18 protein-coding genes and 1 tRNA gene are annotated in these 15486 nt (G+C 60.3%); 13 read left to right on the top strand and 6 right to left on the bottom strand.

The annotated features are described in order from the left end of the window. Positions 1-113 precede the first annotated feature (113 nt). Genes SIC14_RS01150 through SIC14_RS01140 form a run of 3 tightly spaced genes read left to right on the top strand, consistent with a single transcriptional unit; the run spans position 114 to position 2402 of the window. Entirely contained in the window at positions 114-548 is a 435-nt protein-coding gene (locus SIC14_RS01150) for a PaaI family thioesterase (protein ID WP_412564020.1), read from the top strand. Continuing rightward, entirely contained in the window at positions 548-1057 is a 510-nt protein-coding gene (locus SIC14_RS01145; protein WP_412564019.1) for a PaaI family thioesterase, read from the top strand. Before SIC14_RS01150 ends, SIC14_RS01145 begins: the two co-directional genes overlap by 1 nt. Further along, positions 1050-2402 carry an MATE family efflux transporter gene (locus tag SIC14_RS01140; RefSeq protein WP_412564018.1) on the top strand — a complete coding sequence of 451 codons (1353 nt, stop codon included), beginning with the start codon at positions 1050-1052 and terminating at the stop codon, positions 2400-2402. Before SIC14_RS01145 ends, SIC14_RS01140 begins: the two co-directional genes overlap by 8 nt. A gap of 173 nt (positions 2403-2575) precedes the next feature. Here the strand turns inward: SIC14_RS01140 and arsC are convergent, their stop codons facing one another. From arsC to SIC14_RS01125, 3 genes are read right to left on the bottom strand one after another with little or no spacing between them, the layout of a single operon-like run. Then, positions 2576-2914: an arsenate reductase (glutaredoxin) gene (gene arsC / locus SIC14_RS01135; protein ID WP_412564017.1), complete on the bottom strand. Its 339-nt coding sequence runs from the start codon at positions 2912-2914 to the stop codon at positions 2576-2578. Next, positions 2911-3969, bottom strand: coding sequence for a quinone-dependent dihydroorotate dehydrogenase (locus SIC14_RS01130; RefSeq protein ID WP_412564016.1), 1059 nt, complete (start codon positions 3967-3969; stop codon positions 2911-2913). The genes arsC and SIC14_RS01130 overlap by 4 nt, the downstream gene beginning before the upstream one ends. Further along, positions 3966-4304 carry a DUF952 domain-containing protein gene (locus SIC14_RS01125; protein ID WP_412564015.1) on the bottom strand — a complete coding sequence of 113 codons (339 nt, stop codon included), beginning with the start codon at positions 4302-4304 and terminating at the stop codon, positions 3966-3968. The genes SIC14_RS01130 and SIC14_RS01125 overlap by 4 nt, the downstream gene beginning before the upstream one ends. 314 nt (positions 4305-4618) lie before the next feature. Here SIC14_RS01125 and SIC14_RS01120 point away from each other — a divergent pair, with 314 nt between their 5' ends. Further along, a complete protein-coding gene (locus SIC14_RS01120; protein ID WP_412564014.1) occupies positions 4619-6178 on the top strand; it encodes a bifunctional metallophosphatase/5'-nucleotidase in 1560 nt (519 codons plus the stop codon). 143 nt (positions 6179-6321) lie between these two features. After that, the gene (locus SIC14_RS01115; RefSeq protein ID WP_412564013.1) at positions 6322-6786 is read left to right on the top strand and encodes an SRPBCC family protein; all 465 of its coding nucleotides are present in this window, start codon (positions 6322-6324) and stop codon (positions 6784-6786) included. Here SIC14_RS01115 and SIC14_RS01110 read toward each other — a convergent pair. Beyond that, positions 6783-7229 carry a hypothetical protein gene (locus SIC14_RS01110; RefSeq protein ID WP_412564012.1) on the bottom strand — a complete coding sequence of 149 codons (447 nt, stop codon included), beginning with the start codon at positions 7227-7229 and terminating at the stop codon, positions 6783-6785. The genes SIC14_RS01115 and SIC14_RS01110 overlap by 4 nt on opposite strands. Before the next feature lie 69 nt (positions 7230-7298). On the opposite strand from SIC14_RS01110, the gene SIC14_RS01105 reads away from it, so the two are divergent. From SIC14_RS01105 to SIC14_RS01075, 7 genes are all read left to right on the top strand, one after another. Next, positions 7299-8510: an alpha/beta fold hydrolase gene (locus SIC14_RS01105; RefSeq protein WP_412564011.1), complete on the top strand. Its 1212-nt coding sequence runs from the start codon at positions 7299-7301 to the stop codon at positions 8508-8510. Positions 8511-8621: 111 nt separating this feature from the next. Continuing rightward, the gene (locus SIC14_RS01100) at positions 8622-8930 is read left to right on the top strand and encodes a DUF1992 domain-containing protein (RefSeq protein WP_412564010.1); all 309 of its coding nucleotides are present in this window, start codon (positions 8622-8624) and stop codon (positions 8928-8930) included. Positions 8931-8933: 3 nt separating this feature from the next. Further along, positions 8934-9605: an SOS response-associated peptidase gene (locus SIC14_RS01095; protein WP_412564009.1), complete on the top strand. Its 672-nt coding sequence runs from the start codon at positions 8934-8936 to the stop codon at positions 9603-9605. A gap of 335 nt (positions 9606-9940) precedes the next feature. Further along, a complete protein-coding gene (locus tag SIC14_RS01090; RefSeq protein WP_412564008.1) occupies positions 9941-10711 on the top strand; it encodes an energy-coupling factor ABC transporter ATP-binding protein in 771 nt (256 codons plus the stop codon). Beyond that, a complete protein-coding gene (locus SIC14_RS01085; protein ID WP_412564007.1) occupies positions 10692-11291 on the top strand; it encodes an energy-coupling factor transporter transmembrane component T family protein in 600 nt (199 codons plus the stop codon). The genes SIC14_RS01090 and SIC14_RS01085 overlap by 20 nt, the downstream gene beginning before the upstream one ends. A 48-nt stretch (positions 11292-11339) precedes the next feature. Further along, positions 11340-11879 (top strand): biotin transporter BioY, encoded by a 540-nt coding sequence (locus tag SIC14_RS01080; RefSeq protein ID WP_412564006.1) that lies wholly within the window; start codon positions 11340-11342, stop codon positions 11877-11879. A 157-nt stretch (positions 11880-12036) separates the two neighbouring features. Next, positions 12037-12110, top strand: a tRNA-Gly gene (locus tag SIC14_RS01075). Positions 12111-12162: 52 nt separating this feature from the next. On the opposite strand, the gene SIC14_RS01070 is transcribed toward SIC14_RS01075, so the two are convergent. Both SIC14_RS01070 and SIC14_RS01065 read right to left on the bottom strand, forming a co-directional pair. Next, complete coding sequence (locus SIC14_RS01070; protein WP_412564005.1) at positions 12163-12789, bottom strand: LysE family translocator; 627 nt, start codon at positions 12787-12789, stop codon at positions 12163-12165. Further along, positions 12782-13246, bottom strand: a complete 465-nt coding sequence (locus SIC14_RS01065) for an Lrp/AsnC family transcriptional regulator (RefSeq protein ID WP_412564004.1) — start codon at positions 13244-13246, stop codon at positions 12782-12784. Before SIC14_RS01065 ends, SIC14_RS01070 begins: the two co-directional genes overlap by 8 nt. A 208-nt stretch (positions 13247-13454) precedes the next feature. Here SIC14_RS01065 and SIC14_RS01060 point away from each other — a divergent pair, with 208 nt between their 5' ends. Next, positions 13455-15248 carry an ABC transporter transmembrane domain-containing protein gene (locus SIC14_RS01060; RefSeq protein ID WP_412564003.1) on the top strand — a complete coding sequence of 598 codons (1794 nt, stop codon included), beginning with the start codon at positions 13455-13457 and terminating at the stop codon, positions 15246-15248. Positions 15249-15486: the final 238 nt, after the last annotated feature.

Below are 15486 nucleotides of genomic sequence, written 5' to 3'. Positions count from 1 at the left end.
CTTGGCGGCAAACTAGGGGCTTGATTGACGAAGGGCAACCACCGCCCTTGCGAAACCCTGCGCAAGACGGTCTATTCACAGCACAACCTCCACGGGGTGCGAAGGGGCGAAACATGAGCACAGACAAGCGCAACGACAATACCAAAAACGCGCAGCAATTCATCGAAGCGATCCCGCATTCCAAGGCGCTGGGCATGGAGTTTACCAATGTCGGCGGTGGCACGGCTGAAATGCGGATGCCTTATGACGCACGTTTTGTCGGGGATCCGGAAACCGGGGTGATTCACGGTGGCGCGGTCTTTGCGCTGCTGGACACCACCTGCGGCGCGGCAGTGATGAGCCATCCCGATGCCACCGGCACCACAGCCACAATAGATTTGCGGATTGACTACATGCGCCCGGCCACGCCGGGGCAGGCGATCCGCACCCGCGCCACCTGTTACCGTGTCACCCGCTCGGTCGCTTTTGTGCGCGCCGAAGCGCTGGATGACAACGACACATCGCTGGTGGCCACGGCCACGGGCGCCTTCACCGCGGAGAAGAAATAATGCCGTTTAAGAAACCTGAACCGGTGCAAGTGGTGAAGCAGCGGCGCGACGCGGCACTGAAGGCTCTGGTGGCCAGCGTGCCCTACATCTCGTTCCTTGGGATCGAGTTTGACCGGCGTGGTGATGAGTTAACGGCGATCATGCCTTTCAAGGATGAACTGATCGGCAACCCCATGTTGCCAGCGCTGCATGGCGGGGCCACGGCGGCGTTTCTGGAGATGACTTCGATCATCGGCCTGAGCTGGGCAACCCTGTGGGAAGACATTGAAAGCGGTCGTCTGGAGGCCGAGTCCCTGGTTGACGGAAAGATGCCAAGCCTGCCCAAAACAATCGATTTTACAGTAGACTACCTGCGTTCTGGTCTTCCTCGCGATGCCTATGCACGGGCGCGGGTGAACCGGTCCGGGCGGCGCTATGCCTCTGTCCATGTGGAAGCTTGGCAAGACAATCGCGCCCGTCCCTTTGCGCAGGCCACCGGGCATTTCCTGATGCCGTCCCGTGATGGCTGAACCGGTTAACGCGACGCAGGAAATCACCCATCGACGTGTCCTGAACATCGCCCTGCCCATTGTGCTGTCCAATGCCACCGTGCCTTTGCTGGGGGCGGTGGACACGGGCGTGGTCGGGCAAATGGGGCAGGCCGTGCCAATCGGTGCGGTTGGCGTGGGGGCGATTTTCCTTAGCGCGATTTACTGGATGTTCGGCTTCCTGCGGATGGGCACCACCGGTCTGGTGGGGCAGGCGTTGGGGGCAGGACGCAGCGGCGAAGTTGCGGCGCTATTGACCCGCGCCTTGTTGATCGCGGGCATGGGCGGGGTGGCGGTGATCCTACTGCAACTGCCGATCTTCTGGGCCGCCTTCCAGATCTCGCCTGCCTCTGCAGAGGTTGAGGCGCTGGCGCGCGACTATATGCAGATCCGGGTCTACTCCGCCCCCGCCGCCATCGCCGTTTACGGCCTGACCGGCTGGTTGATTGCGCAAGAGCGCACTCGAGCGGTGTTTGCTCTGCAAATCTGGATGAACGGGCTGAATATCTTGCTGGACCTCTGGTTTGTTCTGGGGCTGGGCTGGGGCGTCGAGGGTGTTGCGATTGCAACGTTTTTGGCGGAATGGAGCGGCTGTTTCATGGGGCTGTGGCTCTGCCGACATGCCTTTCGCAATCCCGCCTGGCACGCGTGGGAACGGGTGTTTGATCGCGCCGCTTTGAAACATATGATGGCGGTCAACTCGGACATTTTGCTGCGGTCGCTGATGCTGCAGACGATCTTCATCATGTTCCTGCTGATCGGGGCGGATTTCGGCGATGTGACGCTGGCTTCCAATCAGGTGCTGGTGCAGTTTCTGAACATCACGGCGCATGGGCTGGACGGTTTCGCCTTCGCTGCCGAGGCGATGGTGGCGCAATATTACGGCGCTGGGAAAGCACGCCATATGCGCCGCGCCGCCCTGATCACCAGTTTCTGGGGGATCGTTGTCTCGCTGGGGATGGCGCTGTTTTTTGCGCTGTTCGGTGGCCAGATCATCGACATTATGACCTCCGCCGAAGAGGTGCGTTCCGGTGCACGGGCCTTCCTGCCCTACCTGGTGATCTGCCCGATCATTGGCCTTGCCAGCTGGATGTTGGACGGGGTGTTCATTGGGGCCACGGCGACGCGGGACATGCGCAATATGATGGCGATCAGCCTGTTGGTCTATCTTGCCGCATTGGCGCTGCTGGTGCCGTCGCTGGGCAACCACGGGCTGTGGATATCTATGTTGGTAAGTTTTGTCATCCGCGCCGCAACCCTGGCTTGGCGCTACCCGAAGCTGGAAGCACGGGCGGCGTTGCAAAAAGACAACCTGGAGGCTGCCTGAACGCGGTCGCGGGGCTGTGGATATCTTGTGGATTTCAGGCGCGGCTTAATGACGTCGCCCGACCTCAACCTATCGCGGCATTAACCAAAATAGATCGCTGAATTTCAACACTAAAACGGGTTATCCACGACATGCTTTTCTGTGGATAGCCCATGCATTTTGAACCGGCCAGGTCAGAGAATATCCAAAATCTGTTCCGGTGGACGGCCAATGGCCGCTTGGTCGCCTGCGAAAACCACAGGTCGTTCGATTAGGACAGGATTTGCCACCATTGCGGCCACCAGAACCTCTTCGGGATCGGTTTTGGACAACTCCAGTTCCTTGAACCGTTTCTCCTTCACCCGCATCAGCTCAACTGCCGAAATCCCAAGGCGTTTCAACGCCAAACGGATCTCCTCTGCGCTTGGGCTGTCCTCCAGATAGCGGCGCACGGTGACGTCGCCCTTGCCCTCGATCAAGGCAAGGGTCTGGCGCGACTTCGAGCAACGCGGATTGTGCCAGATGGTGATCATAGCCAGTCCCCCCGTTTGCTGCCCACAGCTTCGGCCACATTGGCAAAGCCGTCCTCTTCCAGCAGGCGGTCCAGCCCACGGGCAATCTCTGCCCCAAGGCTCAGCCCGCCGTAGATCAGCGCGGTGTAAAGCTGCACGGCCGAGGCCCCAGCGCAGATTTTTGCATAGGCTTCTGCAGGCGAGGAAATACCGCCGACGCCAATAATTGGCAGTCGTCCATCCAGTTGCGCCGACAATTGCGCCAGAACACGGGTCGATTTGTCAAACAGCGGTGCGCCGGACAGGCCACCGGCTTCGCCTGCGTGCGCGCTCTGCAAACCGTCCCGTGACAGGGTGGTGTTGGTGGCAATCACTGCGTCGATACCGGTGGACAGCGCCACCTCACCGATCTCGGCAATCTCGGCGCCGGTCAGATCGGGGGCGATTTTCAGGAAGATCGGGATCGGGCGCGCCAAGGCGTTGCGGGCGTCAATCACGCCGTTCAGCAGGCTGGTCAGCGCCGCTGCCCCTTGCAGATCACGCAGTTTTTCGGTGTTCGGCGACGACACGTTGACCGTGGCGAAATCCAGATGCGCGCCGCAGTGGCTCAGCACACGGGCGAAATCGCTGGCGCGGTCTTCGCTGTCTTTGTTCGCGCCGAGGTTCAGCCCCAGCACCATGTCACGTGGACGTTGGGACAGGCGGGTGCCGATGGCCTCCATCCCCTCGTTGTTAAAACCGAAGCGGTTGATTGCGGCGCGGTCTTCGGACAGGCGGAACAGACGGGGCTTGGGGTTGCCGGGCTGCGGGCGGGGCGTTGCTGCGCCCACCTCAACAAAGCCAAAGCCCGACCGTGACAGCGGCGACAGCACTTCGGCGTTTTTGTCAAATCCGGCGGCAATGCCCAGCGGGTTGGCCATGTTCAGACCGGCGACCGAGGTACGCAGACGCGGCGAAGTCACCAAACCCGCCAGAGGCGCGGCACCCGAACGCAGAGCCAGCAGCGCCAGACCGTGGGCCCGTTCCGGATCGAAGCGATGCAGGGCAGAAAGCCCCAGTTTCTCGATCAGTTTCATGCCATATCCTCCGGGAATTGATGCAACCCGTCCACCAGCGGCAGGGGTTTGGACCAGGTGACATCCTCCATCCGCAAGCTGCGGTAGAGATGTGGGAACAATGCGCCACCGCGGGACACTTCCCACTTCAGCGCCTCGCCCAGCGCCTCAGCCTCCAGCGCCAGCAGGGTCAGATCTGCTTCGCCGGCGAAGTGTTTCGCAGCGGTTTCAGCGGCCTGTTCTGCGGTGGAGAAATGGACATAGCCGTCCGCGACATCGATGGGCGCACCGGTGGTTTCGCCGTGATCGACCAGCACCTGCCATTCGGGTGCGCGAAATATCTTGTAAATCAGCATGGCCGCGTGATGCCGCCCCGCGCCGCACCCGTCAAGGCTTGGGCCTGCTGGCGCGCGAAAAACGCCGCTTTCAATGATCCAGAAATACTCAAATTCGCAGCCGCGCGGCGAATCCAACAGGTCCGAAGCTGCCCCTGCCCATACGTCAGGTAAAAATTGCCACAAAAACCATCCGGATTTCGTAGCGATTCGGTTACAATCGAGGCCTAACAGCGGAGCTGCACCGGCCTGAAACCACTATGTGCACTGAGTTTTTGACAGTTGGTGCACACCAGTGCAGATTCACGCGATAATAATCAACAGAGAGGAAGACCATGTCCGTTCGTCTACTTGCCTCCGCCGCTGCGCTCGCCCTGAGTGCAGGTGCGGCTGCGGCAGATTTTAATCTGACCGTTTTGCACACCAATGATTTCCACGCCCGTTTTGAACCGATCAGCAAATATGACTCGGGCTGTTCGGCCGACAGCAACGCCGAAGGTAAGTGTTTCGGTGGTTCCGCCCGTCTGGTGACCGCTGTAGAAGCGGCCCGTGCGCGTGCTGAGAACTCGATCCTGGTGGATGGGGGCGACCAGTTCCAGGGCACGCTGTTCTACACTTATTACAAAGGCAAACTTGCCGCTGAGATGATGAACAAACTGGGGTACGACGGCATGACCGTTGGCAACCACGAGTTTGACGATGGCCCCGAAGTGCTGCGCGGATTTATGGATGCGGTGAACTTCCCGATCCTGATGTCCAACGCTGATGTGTCGGGTGAACCGCTGCTGGCTGGCAAACTGGCCAAATCGACTGTGATTGAACGTGGCGGTGAAAAGATCGGCATGATCGGTCTGACCCCGCAGGACACCGATGAGCTGGCGTCGCCCGGTCCCAACGTGATCTTCACCGACCCGTCCGAGGCGGTTCAGGGTGAAGTCGACAAGCTGACCGCAGAAGGTGTGAACAAGATCATCGTTCTGTCGCACTCGGGCTATGTTGTGGATCAGCAGGTTGCAGCCAACACCACCGGTGTTGACGTGATCGTTGGTGGCCACTCCAACACCTATCTGTCCAACACCTCGGACCGTGCCGAAGGCGCCTATCCGACCATGGTGGGTGGCACTGCGATTGTTTCGGCCTATGCCTACGGCAAGTTCCTGGGCGAGTTGAACGTCACCTTCAACGACGCGGGTGAGATCGTTTCGGCCACCGGTGAGCCGATCATCATGGATGCTGGCGTTGCCGAAGACGAAGGCACCAAAGCGCGTATCACCGAAGCTGCTGGTCCGCTGGATGAGATCCGCAACAAGGTTGTTGCCTCTTCCGCCGAAGCGATCAATGGCGAGCGTGGGGATTGCCGCGTGAAGGAATGCCAGATGGGCAACCTTGTGGCAGATGCGATGCTGGCCCGTGTGGCCGAACAGGGCATCGACATTGCAATTGCCAACTCCGGTGGTCTGCGGGCCTCGATCGACTCGGGTGACGTGACCATGGGCGAAGTGCTGACGGTGCTGCCGTTCCAGAACACCCTGTCGACCTTCCAGATCAAGGGCTCGACACTGGTGGCTGCGCTGGAAAACGGTGTGAGCCAGATCGAAGAAGTCAAAGGCCGTTTCCCGCAGGTTGCGGGCATGACCTTCACCGTGGATGTCTCGGCCGAAGTTGGCTCGCGTATTTCGGACGTGATGGTTGGCGGCGCGCCTGTAGATCTGGACAAGGTCTATGGCGCGGTGTCGAACAACTACGTGCGGAACGGCGGCGACGGCTACAAAATGTTCCGTGACGCGATGAACGCTTATGACTTTGGCCCCGATCTGGCAGATGTGACTGCCGAATATCTGGCTGAAAATGCGCCTTACACGCCTTATGTGGACGGCCGCATCAAGATGAAGTGATCCGGTCCCCGACCGTTTTTCACTGAACAGGAACGCGCGGGGCTGAGAGGCTCCGCGCGTTTTGTTTTGCCGCCATGAAAGGCGGCAACAGGTGACGGGTCGCGTAAACCGTGCCACACTGGTGCCCGAAGGGGAGGGATTTCATGCGTTACAGCTGCACACTCACCATCGACCGACCGCGTGACGCCGTGGTGACGCTGTTTGATGATCAGGCAAACCTGCCAAAGTGGCAGAAAGGTTTGGTCAGTTTCCCCCACATCGGTGGTGAAGAGGGCAAAGAGGGTGCCGTGTCCCGGATCGAATACAAGATGGGGAAACGCGAGATCACGATGACGGAAACCATTGTTCGTCGCGAATTTCCCGACGCCTTTACTGGCATTTACGAGGCCGATGGCGTGTGGAGCCGCGTCGACAACCGGTTTGAGGTGATCGACAATCATACCACCCATTGGTGGGTCGAAAGCGAATTTCGCTGCAAAGGATTTCTACGTCTGATGGCCTGGCTGATGCCGGGGATGTTCAGCAAGCAGACCATGAGTTTCATGCAGGATTTCAAGAGCTTTGTGGAGGATGAACTGCCGCCCTCTGCAGATCGGCAGCAGGGCTAGTCTTCGCGCCGGGTCAGATCTTGTAATGTCTGGCGAAAGGCCTCTAGCCGCGCCTTGCCAATCCGTGCCTCGGCTTGCGCCTCAACCTTGCCTGCGATGTGCAGCCCAACTTTGCGTGCCTCCAACCCGGCTGGGGTGATGCTGGCGATCATGTCGCGGCGAGAGCCTTCGACATAGTTCAGTTCGACAACCCCGGCGACAATCAATCGTTGCACCGATTTATGGGTGGCCTGGCGGGAGATTTGCAACGCTTTGGCCAGATCTGAAATGCCGCGGGCCTGGCGGGAAATCAGCATGAAGGTTTTGGCATCTTTGGGCCGCGTACCGGCAAAGACGGTCTCTTCACGCAACGCGTCGGCAATCGCGTCAAACTGTTCGGCAAGGTCTTGCACAAGGCCACGGATGTTGTTGCGGCCCGGGTAGTCAGGTTTTTTATCACTCATGGTTGACAAAATACCGGGGCGCTCCCAACTGTCAATTATCAACCATAGTTGACAAATAGGAGAGGAACGATGAATTTGCAGAAATTGATGGCAGGCACACTAGTGACCACCTGTCTGGGCAGCGCGCTTCAGGCACAGGACTTTCGCAGCCCGGAAGAGGGAAACTGGTATCATCCGGTGGAAGTGGAAACGCTCAGCTATCTGGGGGCAGATCCGGCAACGCTGAATGCGGTGCTGGCGCGGATTGCCACGGCCAAAGGCGCGCGCTTGGGCGAAGAGCAGCCGGACACCATCAAGGCCTATGGCGCGGGCAATTGGATCTATGAATTCCGCACCGCGGGCGAAGCGGCGATGACACGCGGCGAAGGGTTAAGCGATCCGGCACAGCGCCGTGCCGCCTTTACCGAAGCGATGGTCTATTTCCAAACCGCCTCTAATCCGCACACCAACGACCCAAACGCGGTGGCGGCTCTGGAGCGTTCGGGGGATGCCTACCGCGAAATTGCCGTGACGGCCCCAGGGCAGTTTAAGGTGCTGCAATTGCAGGAAGAGGGCAAAGGGTTTGAGGCCTATCTGCACCTGCCGGAAGCTGAGGGCCCAAGCCCGCTGGTGGTGATGTCTTACGGGTCGGATGTGTCCAAGGAATCCGCCCTGGTGTTTTACGAACGCTATTTGGCGGATCAGGGTATTGGCCTGCTTTCATTGGACATGCCGGGGCTGGGCGACAGCCGCGCCTTTGACCTGCGCGATGGCAAATCGGACAAGCTGCATGCGGCAGCCGTGCGCTGGGCCAAGCAGCAAGAGGCGATTGATGAGGGCAACATCTTTGTGATGGGGGCCAGTTTTGGCGGCCATGCGGCGGCGCGGGCGTTCCTGGCGCGTGGCGATTTGGATCTGGCGGGGGTGATCTCGATCTGTGGCCCGTTGCACCGCCCCTTCATGGCTCCGCCGGAAGTCTATGACGCTCTGCCTGCCTACACGATGGACGGGGTGAAAACCCGACTGGGCCTCAGCACCGCTGCCCCGTCAGAAGAGGTTGCGCCTTTGCTGCGGCCGATTTCTCTGGATCAACAAGGCCTGATGCAGGGCTCCAAGCTGGACACGCCTCTGCTGGTGATCACCACCAATGCCGACCCGGTGGCCCCCTTGGTGGATGTTGACGCGTTGATGCAGCGCGCCCGCAACGGCGACAGCGTGGTGTTTGATATCGAAGGCCATTGTCCGCCGCGTGCCCATCGTCAGGCGATCACTTTGGGTTGGATCAAGCGCCATCTGCGGTGAGGCAACCATGCGGAGGGGGTGGTCATCACCCCCTCCCATCGACGTGTATCTGGTGGCTCGACCGGTCGGGGCAGTGGCGCTATGATACCACTCTCAAAGAGTCAGAGGCCTATGGATCACCCGCTAATCGACCTGATCAATCTCAAGATCGCCGAGGCAGAGGCCGACGGTGCCTTTGATGATCTGGAAGGCGCAGGGAAACCTTTGCCGCAGGTTGAGGATCCGGAAAACGCTTTGCTGAACCGGTTGGTGAAGGAAAGTGGCGGCGTGCCGGAGTTTGTCAGCCTGACCCGTGAAATGGCGCGGTTGCGTGCAGAGCTGCGGGAAACTGGCGATCGCACCCGCCGTCGCGACATCATGAAAGAGATGTCGATGATGGAAGCGCGGATTGAGATCGCGCGCAAGCAGCATAGCCGTTGATCCATGTGCGGCCGGTTTGCAGTCACGCTCCCCAATGATGCGATGGCGCAGCTGTTTCAGGCGGCGCCGGCGAACAACTTGCCTGAGGTGCCAAATTTCAACGTCTGCCCAACGACTGGCGTACATGTGGTCTACTCGGACACTGAAATGCGTCGGCTTGGGGCAATGCGCTGGGGGTTCCTGCCGCATTGGTACAAGGCACCCAACGATGGGCCGCTGCTGATCAACGCGCGGGCCGAAACCATTGCCGATAAACCCGCTTTTCGCGCCGCCTGTCGGACGCGGCGGTGCCTGATCCCGACAGATGGGTTTTACGAATGGAGCAAGGATGTCGAAGGCGACCGGTTGCCGTGGTGGATCACTCGTCGAGATGGGGCGCCACTGGTGATGGCGGGGGTTTGGCAGGATTGGCAGGGGCCAGAAGACGCGGATCCGCTGCGCACTTGCGCCATTGTCACCACTGCGGCAAGCGCGGATATCGCGGAGGTGCATCACCGGATGCCGGTGATCCTTGGCCCTGATCAATGGGCGAAATGGCTGGGGGAAGAGGGCCATGGCGCCGCAACCCTGATGCAGGCGGCGCCGGAGGAGACCCTGCAGTTGCATCGGGTCAGCCGGGCGGTGAATTCCAACCGGGCCTCGGGTCCGGAGTTGATTGAACCGTTTGAAGATTAAGCGCGATGGGCATGTTGGGGTGCCCTAAGAAAGCCCCATAAGAAAGACCGCGCGGGGACATCGCGCGGCCTTAGATGCGGGGATCCCTATCGGACTTCGGGCAGCGGCATCGGGGGATGAGAACAAAGAGGCCGCGTCAGCAAAGGCTGGTCAGGTGCAATCGCAAGACTGCGGAATTGGGCATTGGATTGTGCAGGCGCTTGCGATGCGAAGTCTCCCGCATACCTATTAACGACAGGGCGCAGCGTCATTTTAGAAGTTTTTTGCAAAAAAGTTTCTGTGCCTTGCCTTGGGGCGGATTTTCCCTGTAATCGGGGCGCGAACGGAGAGCCATGATGCGCAGCCAGAACGACGGCCAGACCACTGATCCGCAGGTTGAAACCCTGTCCCCCGCCTGTCGGGTGGAAATCAGCAACCTCGACTATTCCCGCGACGGGGTGGAGATCTTCAAAGGTCTGAACCTGTCGCTGCGTGAACACCGGATTGGGGTGATTGGTCGCAACGGTTCAGGCAAATCGCAATTGGCCCGTCTGATCGCCGGTCTTGCCCCCGCCGATGCAGGTGAGGTGACCGTGAACGGGGTTGCTGTCTCCAGCGAACGTCTGAAGGCGCTGCGCACCGTGGGCATTCTGTTTCAGAACCCCGATCACCAGATCATCTTTCCCACTGTGGGCGAAGAACTGACCTTTGGTCTGGTGGCGCAGGGCATGCCCAAAGACGACGCGCAGGCCAAGGCACGGGTGACGCTGGAGAAATTCAAACGCCCTGATTGGTATGACCGCAGCATCCAGACGCTGAGCCAGGGCCAGCGGCATCTGGTGTGTCTGATGGCGGTGCTGGCGATGAACCCCGGCGTGATTGTGCTGGACGAACCCTTTGCCGGGTTGGACCTGCCGACCACATTGGCGCTGTCGCGCTATCTCGACGGGGTGACACCGGCGCTGGTTCATATCAGCCACGACCTTGAAGCGCTGGGCGATTATGACCGGGTGATCTGGGTCGAACAGGGCAAGATTGAACGCGACGGCCCGGCGGCCGAAGTGATCGCCGCCTATGTTGAGGCGATGCGCGCACAGGGGAACGGTGATGATTTCGCTGACCTCTGAGGTCCGAACTGTCTACCATCGCTGGCCAGCGGGACCGAAACTTTTTGGTCTATGTTTCTTTACAATCGCCACCTTCAACCTTGGGCAGAGCCTGAGCGCGCTTCTGGTCACTCTGGCTGTGGCAGGGGCCTATCTGGTGGGCGGCTTGCGTTTTGCCCGACAGGGGCTGCGCCTGATGCGGCCGGTGTTCTGGGTGGCGGCGATTATCCTGACATACCATCTGGCAACCCGCGATCTGGAGGCGGGTGTGGTGGTCTGCCTGCGGCTGATCGCGGCGGTGGGGCTGGCCAACCTTGTGACCATGACCACCGCACTTGAGGACCTGCTGGCGGTGGTGGACAAATGCCTCGGTGCTCTGGGGCTGCCGCGCCATATCCGTCGTCGTATTGCGTTGTCGGTGGCGCTTGTCGTACGGTTCATTCCGGTACTCACCCAGAAGGGCGCTGCCCTGACCGAGGCCTGGCGGGCCCGATCACACAAGCGCTTCAGCTGGAAATTATTGTTACCTTTCGCACTCTTGGCGTTGGATGACGCCGAACAGGTCGCTGAGGCGTTGAAGGCCCGCGGCGGAGTGGAGTAACAAGGCACCCAATACAGTAAATCTACGGAATCCTAGGGGACGGATCAAATGGAACGCAACCTTACTCAAATCGCGCTTTTTGCAGCCCTGATCGCTGCATTGGGCCTCATTCCCAAATTCACTCTGCCATTGGGTGTGCCGATCACCGGTCAAAGCCTTGGCATCATGCTGGCTGGCACTGTGCTGGGGGCTAAACGCGGCGCATTGGCCGTGATCCTGTTCCTGGCGCTGGTGGCGCTGGGCTTGCCGCTGTTGGCCGGTGGCCGTGGTGGTCTGGGTGTCTTTAGCGGTGTGACCGCTGGCTTCCTGTTCGGCTGGGTTGTGGCGGCTTATGTTACCGGTCTGCTGGCCGAAATGTGGGCCTCCAAAGGCGGGTGGATCACCCCGGCGATGGCAGCGGCGATTGGCGGCATTCTGGTGCTTTACCCGATCGGCATCGTCGGCATGTACCTGAAACTGGACGCAACCCTGCTGGGGCTGACCAAGTCGATGTACGCCTTCATTCCCGGCGACCTCATCAAATGTGTGCTGGCGGGTCTGATCACCCAGGGCCTGCGCAAAGCGCGCCCCGGCCTGGTTGCTGGCTAACCGCTGGAAACACAAATCAATTTGAGCAAGATGAAACGGGGCCCACGTGGCCCCGTTTTCTGTGAGGAGGGAAGGGTTTGGGCAAAGGAGTGCGCAGGGAGCGCCGCTTTCTGCTTGACCTTCCCTGAGGCATTTCCTAAACCCTCGCCTACTCTGAGCGGGTATGGTGAAATGGTATCATAAGAGCCTTCCAAGCTTAAGGTGCGGGTTCGATTCCCGCTACCCGCTCCAAGTTCCCCTTATCGGAAATGACTCTCTGCTCAGGCCCGGCGCAACTGTGCCGTCAATGTGGCATTGCACCGGCCCCTATCGCCAGCCGCAGCCCCCAGAGCACCAGCACTGTCCCCGCCAGCAGATCCAGCCATTTCAGCGCCCCGCCGGTCAGCCGCGCGCGTGCCCAAAGCGCCAGCTGCACCAGGATCAGCCACCATAGCGCGGACCCCAGAAAGACCCCTGCGACCAACAGATAGGCCGATGCGCCACCGCCGCCCGCCGCCGCACCAAGGCCCGCGATCATGCCGGTGAAGCCAATGATCGTCATCGGGTTTGACAGGGTCAGCAGATAGGTGGTGCCAAAGGCGCTGGCCACGGTTTTGCTGGGCGGCAGATCGGCCACTTCGGGGCGGGGCAGAAAGAAAGCGCGCGCTGTCATCAGGCCAAGCACTGCAATCAGCAACCCGCCAAACAGCTGCATCTGGGTGGCATAGCTGACCAACAGACCGGTGGCAGAGACACCCGCCGCAACCAGAAACCCATAGGTGCCATCCGCCGCCGCCGCGCCCATGCCGGTGGCCACCCCTGTGGGGCGCCCTTCGGCCATGCTGCGCCGGATACACAGCAGACCAATTGGGCCAACGGGCACCGCAATGGCAAAACCGACGGCGAGCCCCTGAAAGAAAACGTCAAACATCGTCTGCGTCCTGGATGGCGATCTGCGGGGTCTCTTTGTCGTTGCTTAAGGTGATGATTGTTTCCGTGCGGGTGATGGCGGGCAAGGGTTTCACATGGGTGGTGAGAAAGCGTTGCAATGCAGCCGTGTCGGCCAGACGCAGCTTCATCAGATAGGAATGCGGTCCAGAGATATGGTGCAACTCCTGCACCTCGGGCCGGGCTTTGAGGGCGGTGACAGCCGCGGCCTCCCCTTCATAGGCACAGTCCAGCAGCACAAAGGCGCAGAGCGTGGCATCAAAGGCCTCTGGTGCGAGTGTCGCATGCCAACCGGTGATGGTGCCATTGTCGCTGAGGCGCCGGATACGGTCATTGGTGGCAGAGACCGACAACCCCACTTGCGCCGCAACCTCGGTAGAGGAGGCGCGAGCGTTGTCCTGAAGGAGGTCGCAGATTTTGCGGTCTGTAGCGTCAAGCACCGTAGGATCTCCGTTGTGTGGTGTTTTTTGTCGTCAAGATTGCTGAATTATGGTGTTCGGTCAAGCGATTCTGCGTCTAATTGGATCCCGCGCCGCAACCCTTGCGGCGCTTTGTCTCGCGCCCCATATCGCTTGCGGTGCAGGCGATGCTTGCCCGAGGCCCACGGGTCGCTTAAACCCGCTCGGCAAAGATGAGGAAGGACGTTTCATGGCCCGTGCCCCGATGACATCGGATGAGGATCGCGCAAAATCCAAACGTGTTGGTGCGCTAAGAGAGCTGTGGCCCTTCCTCAGCCCTTATAAAGGCATGGTTGCACTGGCCGGTCTGGCTCTGGTGCTGACGGCTTCGGTTTCGCTGATGTTGCCGCTGGCGGTGCGTCGGGTGGTGGACAATTTCAACGCCGAAGACGGCGCCATTCTGGATCTCTATTTCACGGCGGCAATGGCCATTGCCGGGCTGCTCGCGATTGGCACCGGGCTGCGTTACATGCTGGTCACCCGGCTGGGGGAGCGGGTGGTCGCTGACATCCGCAAAGCGGTGTTTGACCGTGTGGTCGGCATGTCGCCTGCGTTTTTCGAGAATATCATGACCGGCGAAGTGCTGAGCCGGATCACCACAGATACCACGCTGATCCTGTCGGTTATCGGGTCGTCCATTTCGGTGGCGTTGCGCAATGTGCTAATCTTCCTGGGCGGGCTGGTGCTGATGCTGTTCACCTCGGCTAAGCTGACCGGTCTGGTTCTGCTGATTGTGCCGCTGGTGGTGGTGCCCATTCTGGTGCTGGGCCGCAAGCTGCGCAATTTGAGCCGGGAAAATCAGGATTGGATCGCACAAAGCTCTGGCAATGCGTCTGAGGCGCTGCAGTCGGTGCAGACGGTGCAGGCGTTTACCGCTGAAGGGGCCATTCGTCGCGAATTTTCCGATGTGACCGAGGCCAGTTTTGGCTCGGCCAAACGTCGGATCACCACGCGGGCTTTGATGACGGTGATTGTGATTTTCCTGGTGTTTTCGGGTGTGGTTGGTGTTTTGTGGATCGGGGCCAATGACGTGCGCAATGACACAATGAGCGCCGGGGCACTGGTGCAGTTTGTGATCTATTCGGTCATGGTGGCAGGCTCTGTTGGGGCGCTGTCGGAGATCTGGGGCGAATTGCAGCGGGCCGCCGGCGCGACCGAGCGTCTGGTGGAACTGCTTAACGCAGAAGACACTGTTGCCGATCCGGCGCAGCCCGTTCCGGCACCGGCCAATGCCACGGGGCAGATCACATTTGAGGACGTGTCTTTCCGTTATCCCACCCGTCCTGATGCCTCAGCACTGGATCACGTTGATCTGACAATTCAGCCGGGGGAAACCGTGGCGATTGTGGGGCCTTCGGGCGCTGGCAAAACCACGATCATCCAGACCATCCAACGGTTCTATGATCCGCAGGCGGGCCGCATTCTGCTGGACGGGGTCGACCTGAAAGACATGGCGCGGGATGAATTCCGCAAGCAACTGGCGCTGGTGCCGCAGGATCCGGTGATCTTTGCCTCGACTGCCCGGGAAAACATCCGTTTTGGCCGTCCCGAGGCCACCGATGCTGAGGTTGAGGCCGCAGCCAAAGCCGCCGCGGCGCATGACTTCATCATGAAGCTGCCCGATGGCTATGGCAGCGAGGTGGGCGAACGGGGCGTGATGCTGTCAGGTGGCCAGAAACAACGGATCGCCATTGCCCGCGCTATCCTGAGGGACGCGCCGGTGCTGTTGCTGGATGAGGCCACTTCGGCCCTGGATGCGGCCAGCGAACGGGCGGTGCAGGCGGCGGTGGACGAGCTGTCCAAAACCCGCACCACCATTATTGTGGCCCACCGTCTGGCAACGGTGAAAAAGGCCGACCGGATCATCGTCATGGACGAGGGCCGGATTGTGGCGCAAGGCACCCACGATCAGCTGGTGGCTGAAGGCGGGCTCTATGCCCAGCTGGCCAAGCTGCAGTTTACCGAAGGGTTTGAAGTGGCCTGAGGCTGAACTTACCTGCAGAAACATAGAAAAACCGGTGCGGCAGGGCCGCGCCGGTTTTTTGTTACCTGCAACACCGCGACCCGTTCTGATGCAGTGCCCTGTTTCTTCCCCGTGAAACGCCCCGCTTTTCGGGGCATAGCAAATTCACCCACCACGGGACGGAAGAGGTGGGGGCGACCCCCTCGGGTGTGTCCACCTCTTCCAACCGGGGCACGGGGGTAGCTCCGGCATCGGACCC

This window comes from Thalassobius sp. MITS945101, assembly GCF_047123305.1.
Lineage (GTDB): Bacteria > Pseudomonadota > Alphaproteobacteria > Rhodobacterales > Rhodobacteraceae > Thalassobius.
Note: the sequence above shows the minus strand (reverse complement) of the source record. Positions and strands in the feature narration are given on the sequence as shown.

What these genes read in the sequence shown, in the direction of transcription:
- SIC14_RS01150 (WP_412564020.1), top strand. Translation starts at nt 114, where the DNA reads ATGAGCACAGACAAGCGCAACGACAATACCAAAAACGCGCAGCAATTC.
- SIC14_RS01145 (WP_412564019.1), top strand. Translation starts at nt 548, where the DNA reads ATGCCGTTTAAGAAACCTGAACCGGTGCAAGTGGTGAAGCAGCGGCGC.
- SIC14_RS01140 (WP_412564018.1), top strand. Translation starts at nt 1,050, where the DNA reads ATGGCTGAACCGGTTAACGCGACGCAGGAAATCACCCATCGACGTGTC.
- arsC (WP_412564017.1), bottom strand. Translation starts at nt 2,914, where the DNA reads ATGATCACCATCTGGCACAATCCGCGTTGCTCGAAGTCGCGCCAGACC.
- SIC14_RS01130 (WP_412564016.1), bottom strand. Translation starts at nt 3,969, where the DNA reads ATGAAACTGATCGAGAAACTGGGGCTTTCTGCCCTGCATCGCTTCGAT.
- SIC14_RS01125 (WP_412564015.1), bottom strand. Translation starts at nt 4,304, where the DNA reads ATGCTGATTTACAAGATATTTCGCGCACCCGAATGGCAGGTGCTGGTC.
- SIC14_RS01120 (WP_412564014.1), top strand. Translation starts at nt 4,619, where the DNA reads ATGTCCGTTCGTCTACTTGCCTCCGCCGCTGCGCTCGCCCTGAGTGCA.
- SIC14_RS01115 (WP_412564013.1), top strand. Translation starts at nt 6,322, where the DNA reads ATGCGTTACAGCTGCACACTCACCATCGACCGACCGCGTGACGCCGTG.
- SIC14_RS01110 (WP_412564012.1), bottom strand. Translation starts at nt 7,229, where the DNA reads ATGAGTGATAAAAAACCTGACTACCCGGGCCGCAACAACATCCGTGGC.
- SIC14_RS01105 (WP_412564011.1), top strand. Translation starts at nt 7,299, where the DNA reads ATGAATTTGCAGAAATTGATGGCAGGCACACTAGTGACCACCTGTCTG.
- SIC14_RS01100 (WP_412564010.1), top strand. Translation starts at nt 8,622, where the DNA reads ATGGATCACCCGCTAATCGACCTGATCAATCTCAAGATCGCCGAGGCA.
- SIC14_RS01095 (WP_412564009.1), top strand. Translation starts at nt 8,934, where the DNA reads ATGTGCGGCCGGTTTGCAGTCACGCTCCCCAATGATGCGATGGCGCAG.
- SIC14_RS01090 (WP_412564008.1), top strand. Translation starts at nt 9,941, where the DNA reads ATGCGCAGCCAGAACGACGGCCAGACCACTGATCCGCAGGTTGAAACC.
- SIC14_RS01085 (WP_412564007.1), top strand. Translation starts at nt 10,692, where the DNA reads ATGATTTCGCTGACCTCTGAGGTCCGAACTGTCTACCATCGCTGGCCA.
- SIC14_RS01080 (WP_412564006.1), top strand. Translation starts at nt 11,340, where the DNA reads ATGGAACGCAACCTTACTCAAATCGCGCTTTTTGCAGCCCTGATCGCT.
- SIC14_RS01070 (WP_412564005.1), bottom strand. Translation starts at nt 12,789, where the DNA reads ATGTTTGACGTTTTCTTTCAGGGGCTCGCCGTCGGTTTTGCCATTGCG.
- SIC14_RS01060 (WP_412564003.1), top strand. Translation starts at nt 13,455, where the DNA reads ATGGCCCGTGCCCCGATGACATCGGATGAGGATCGCGCAAAATCCAAA.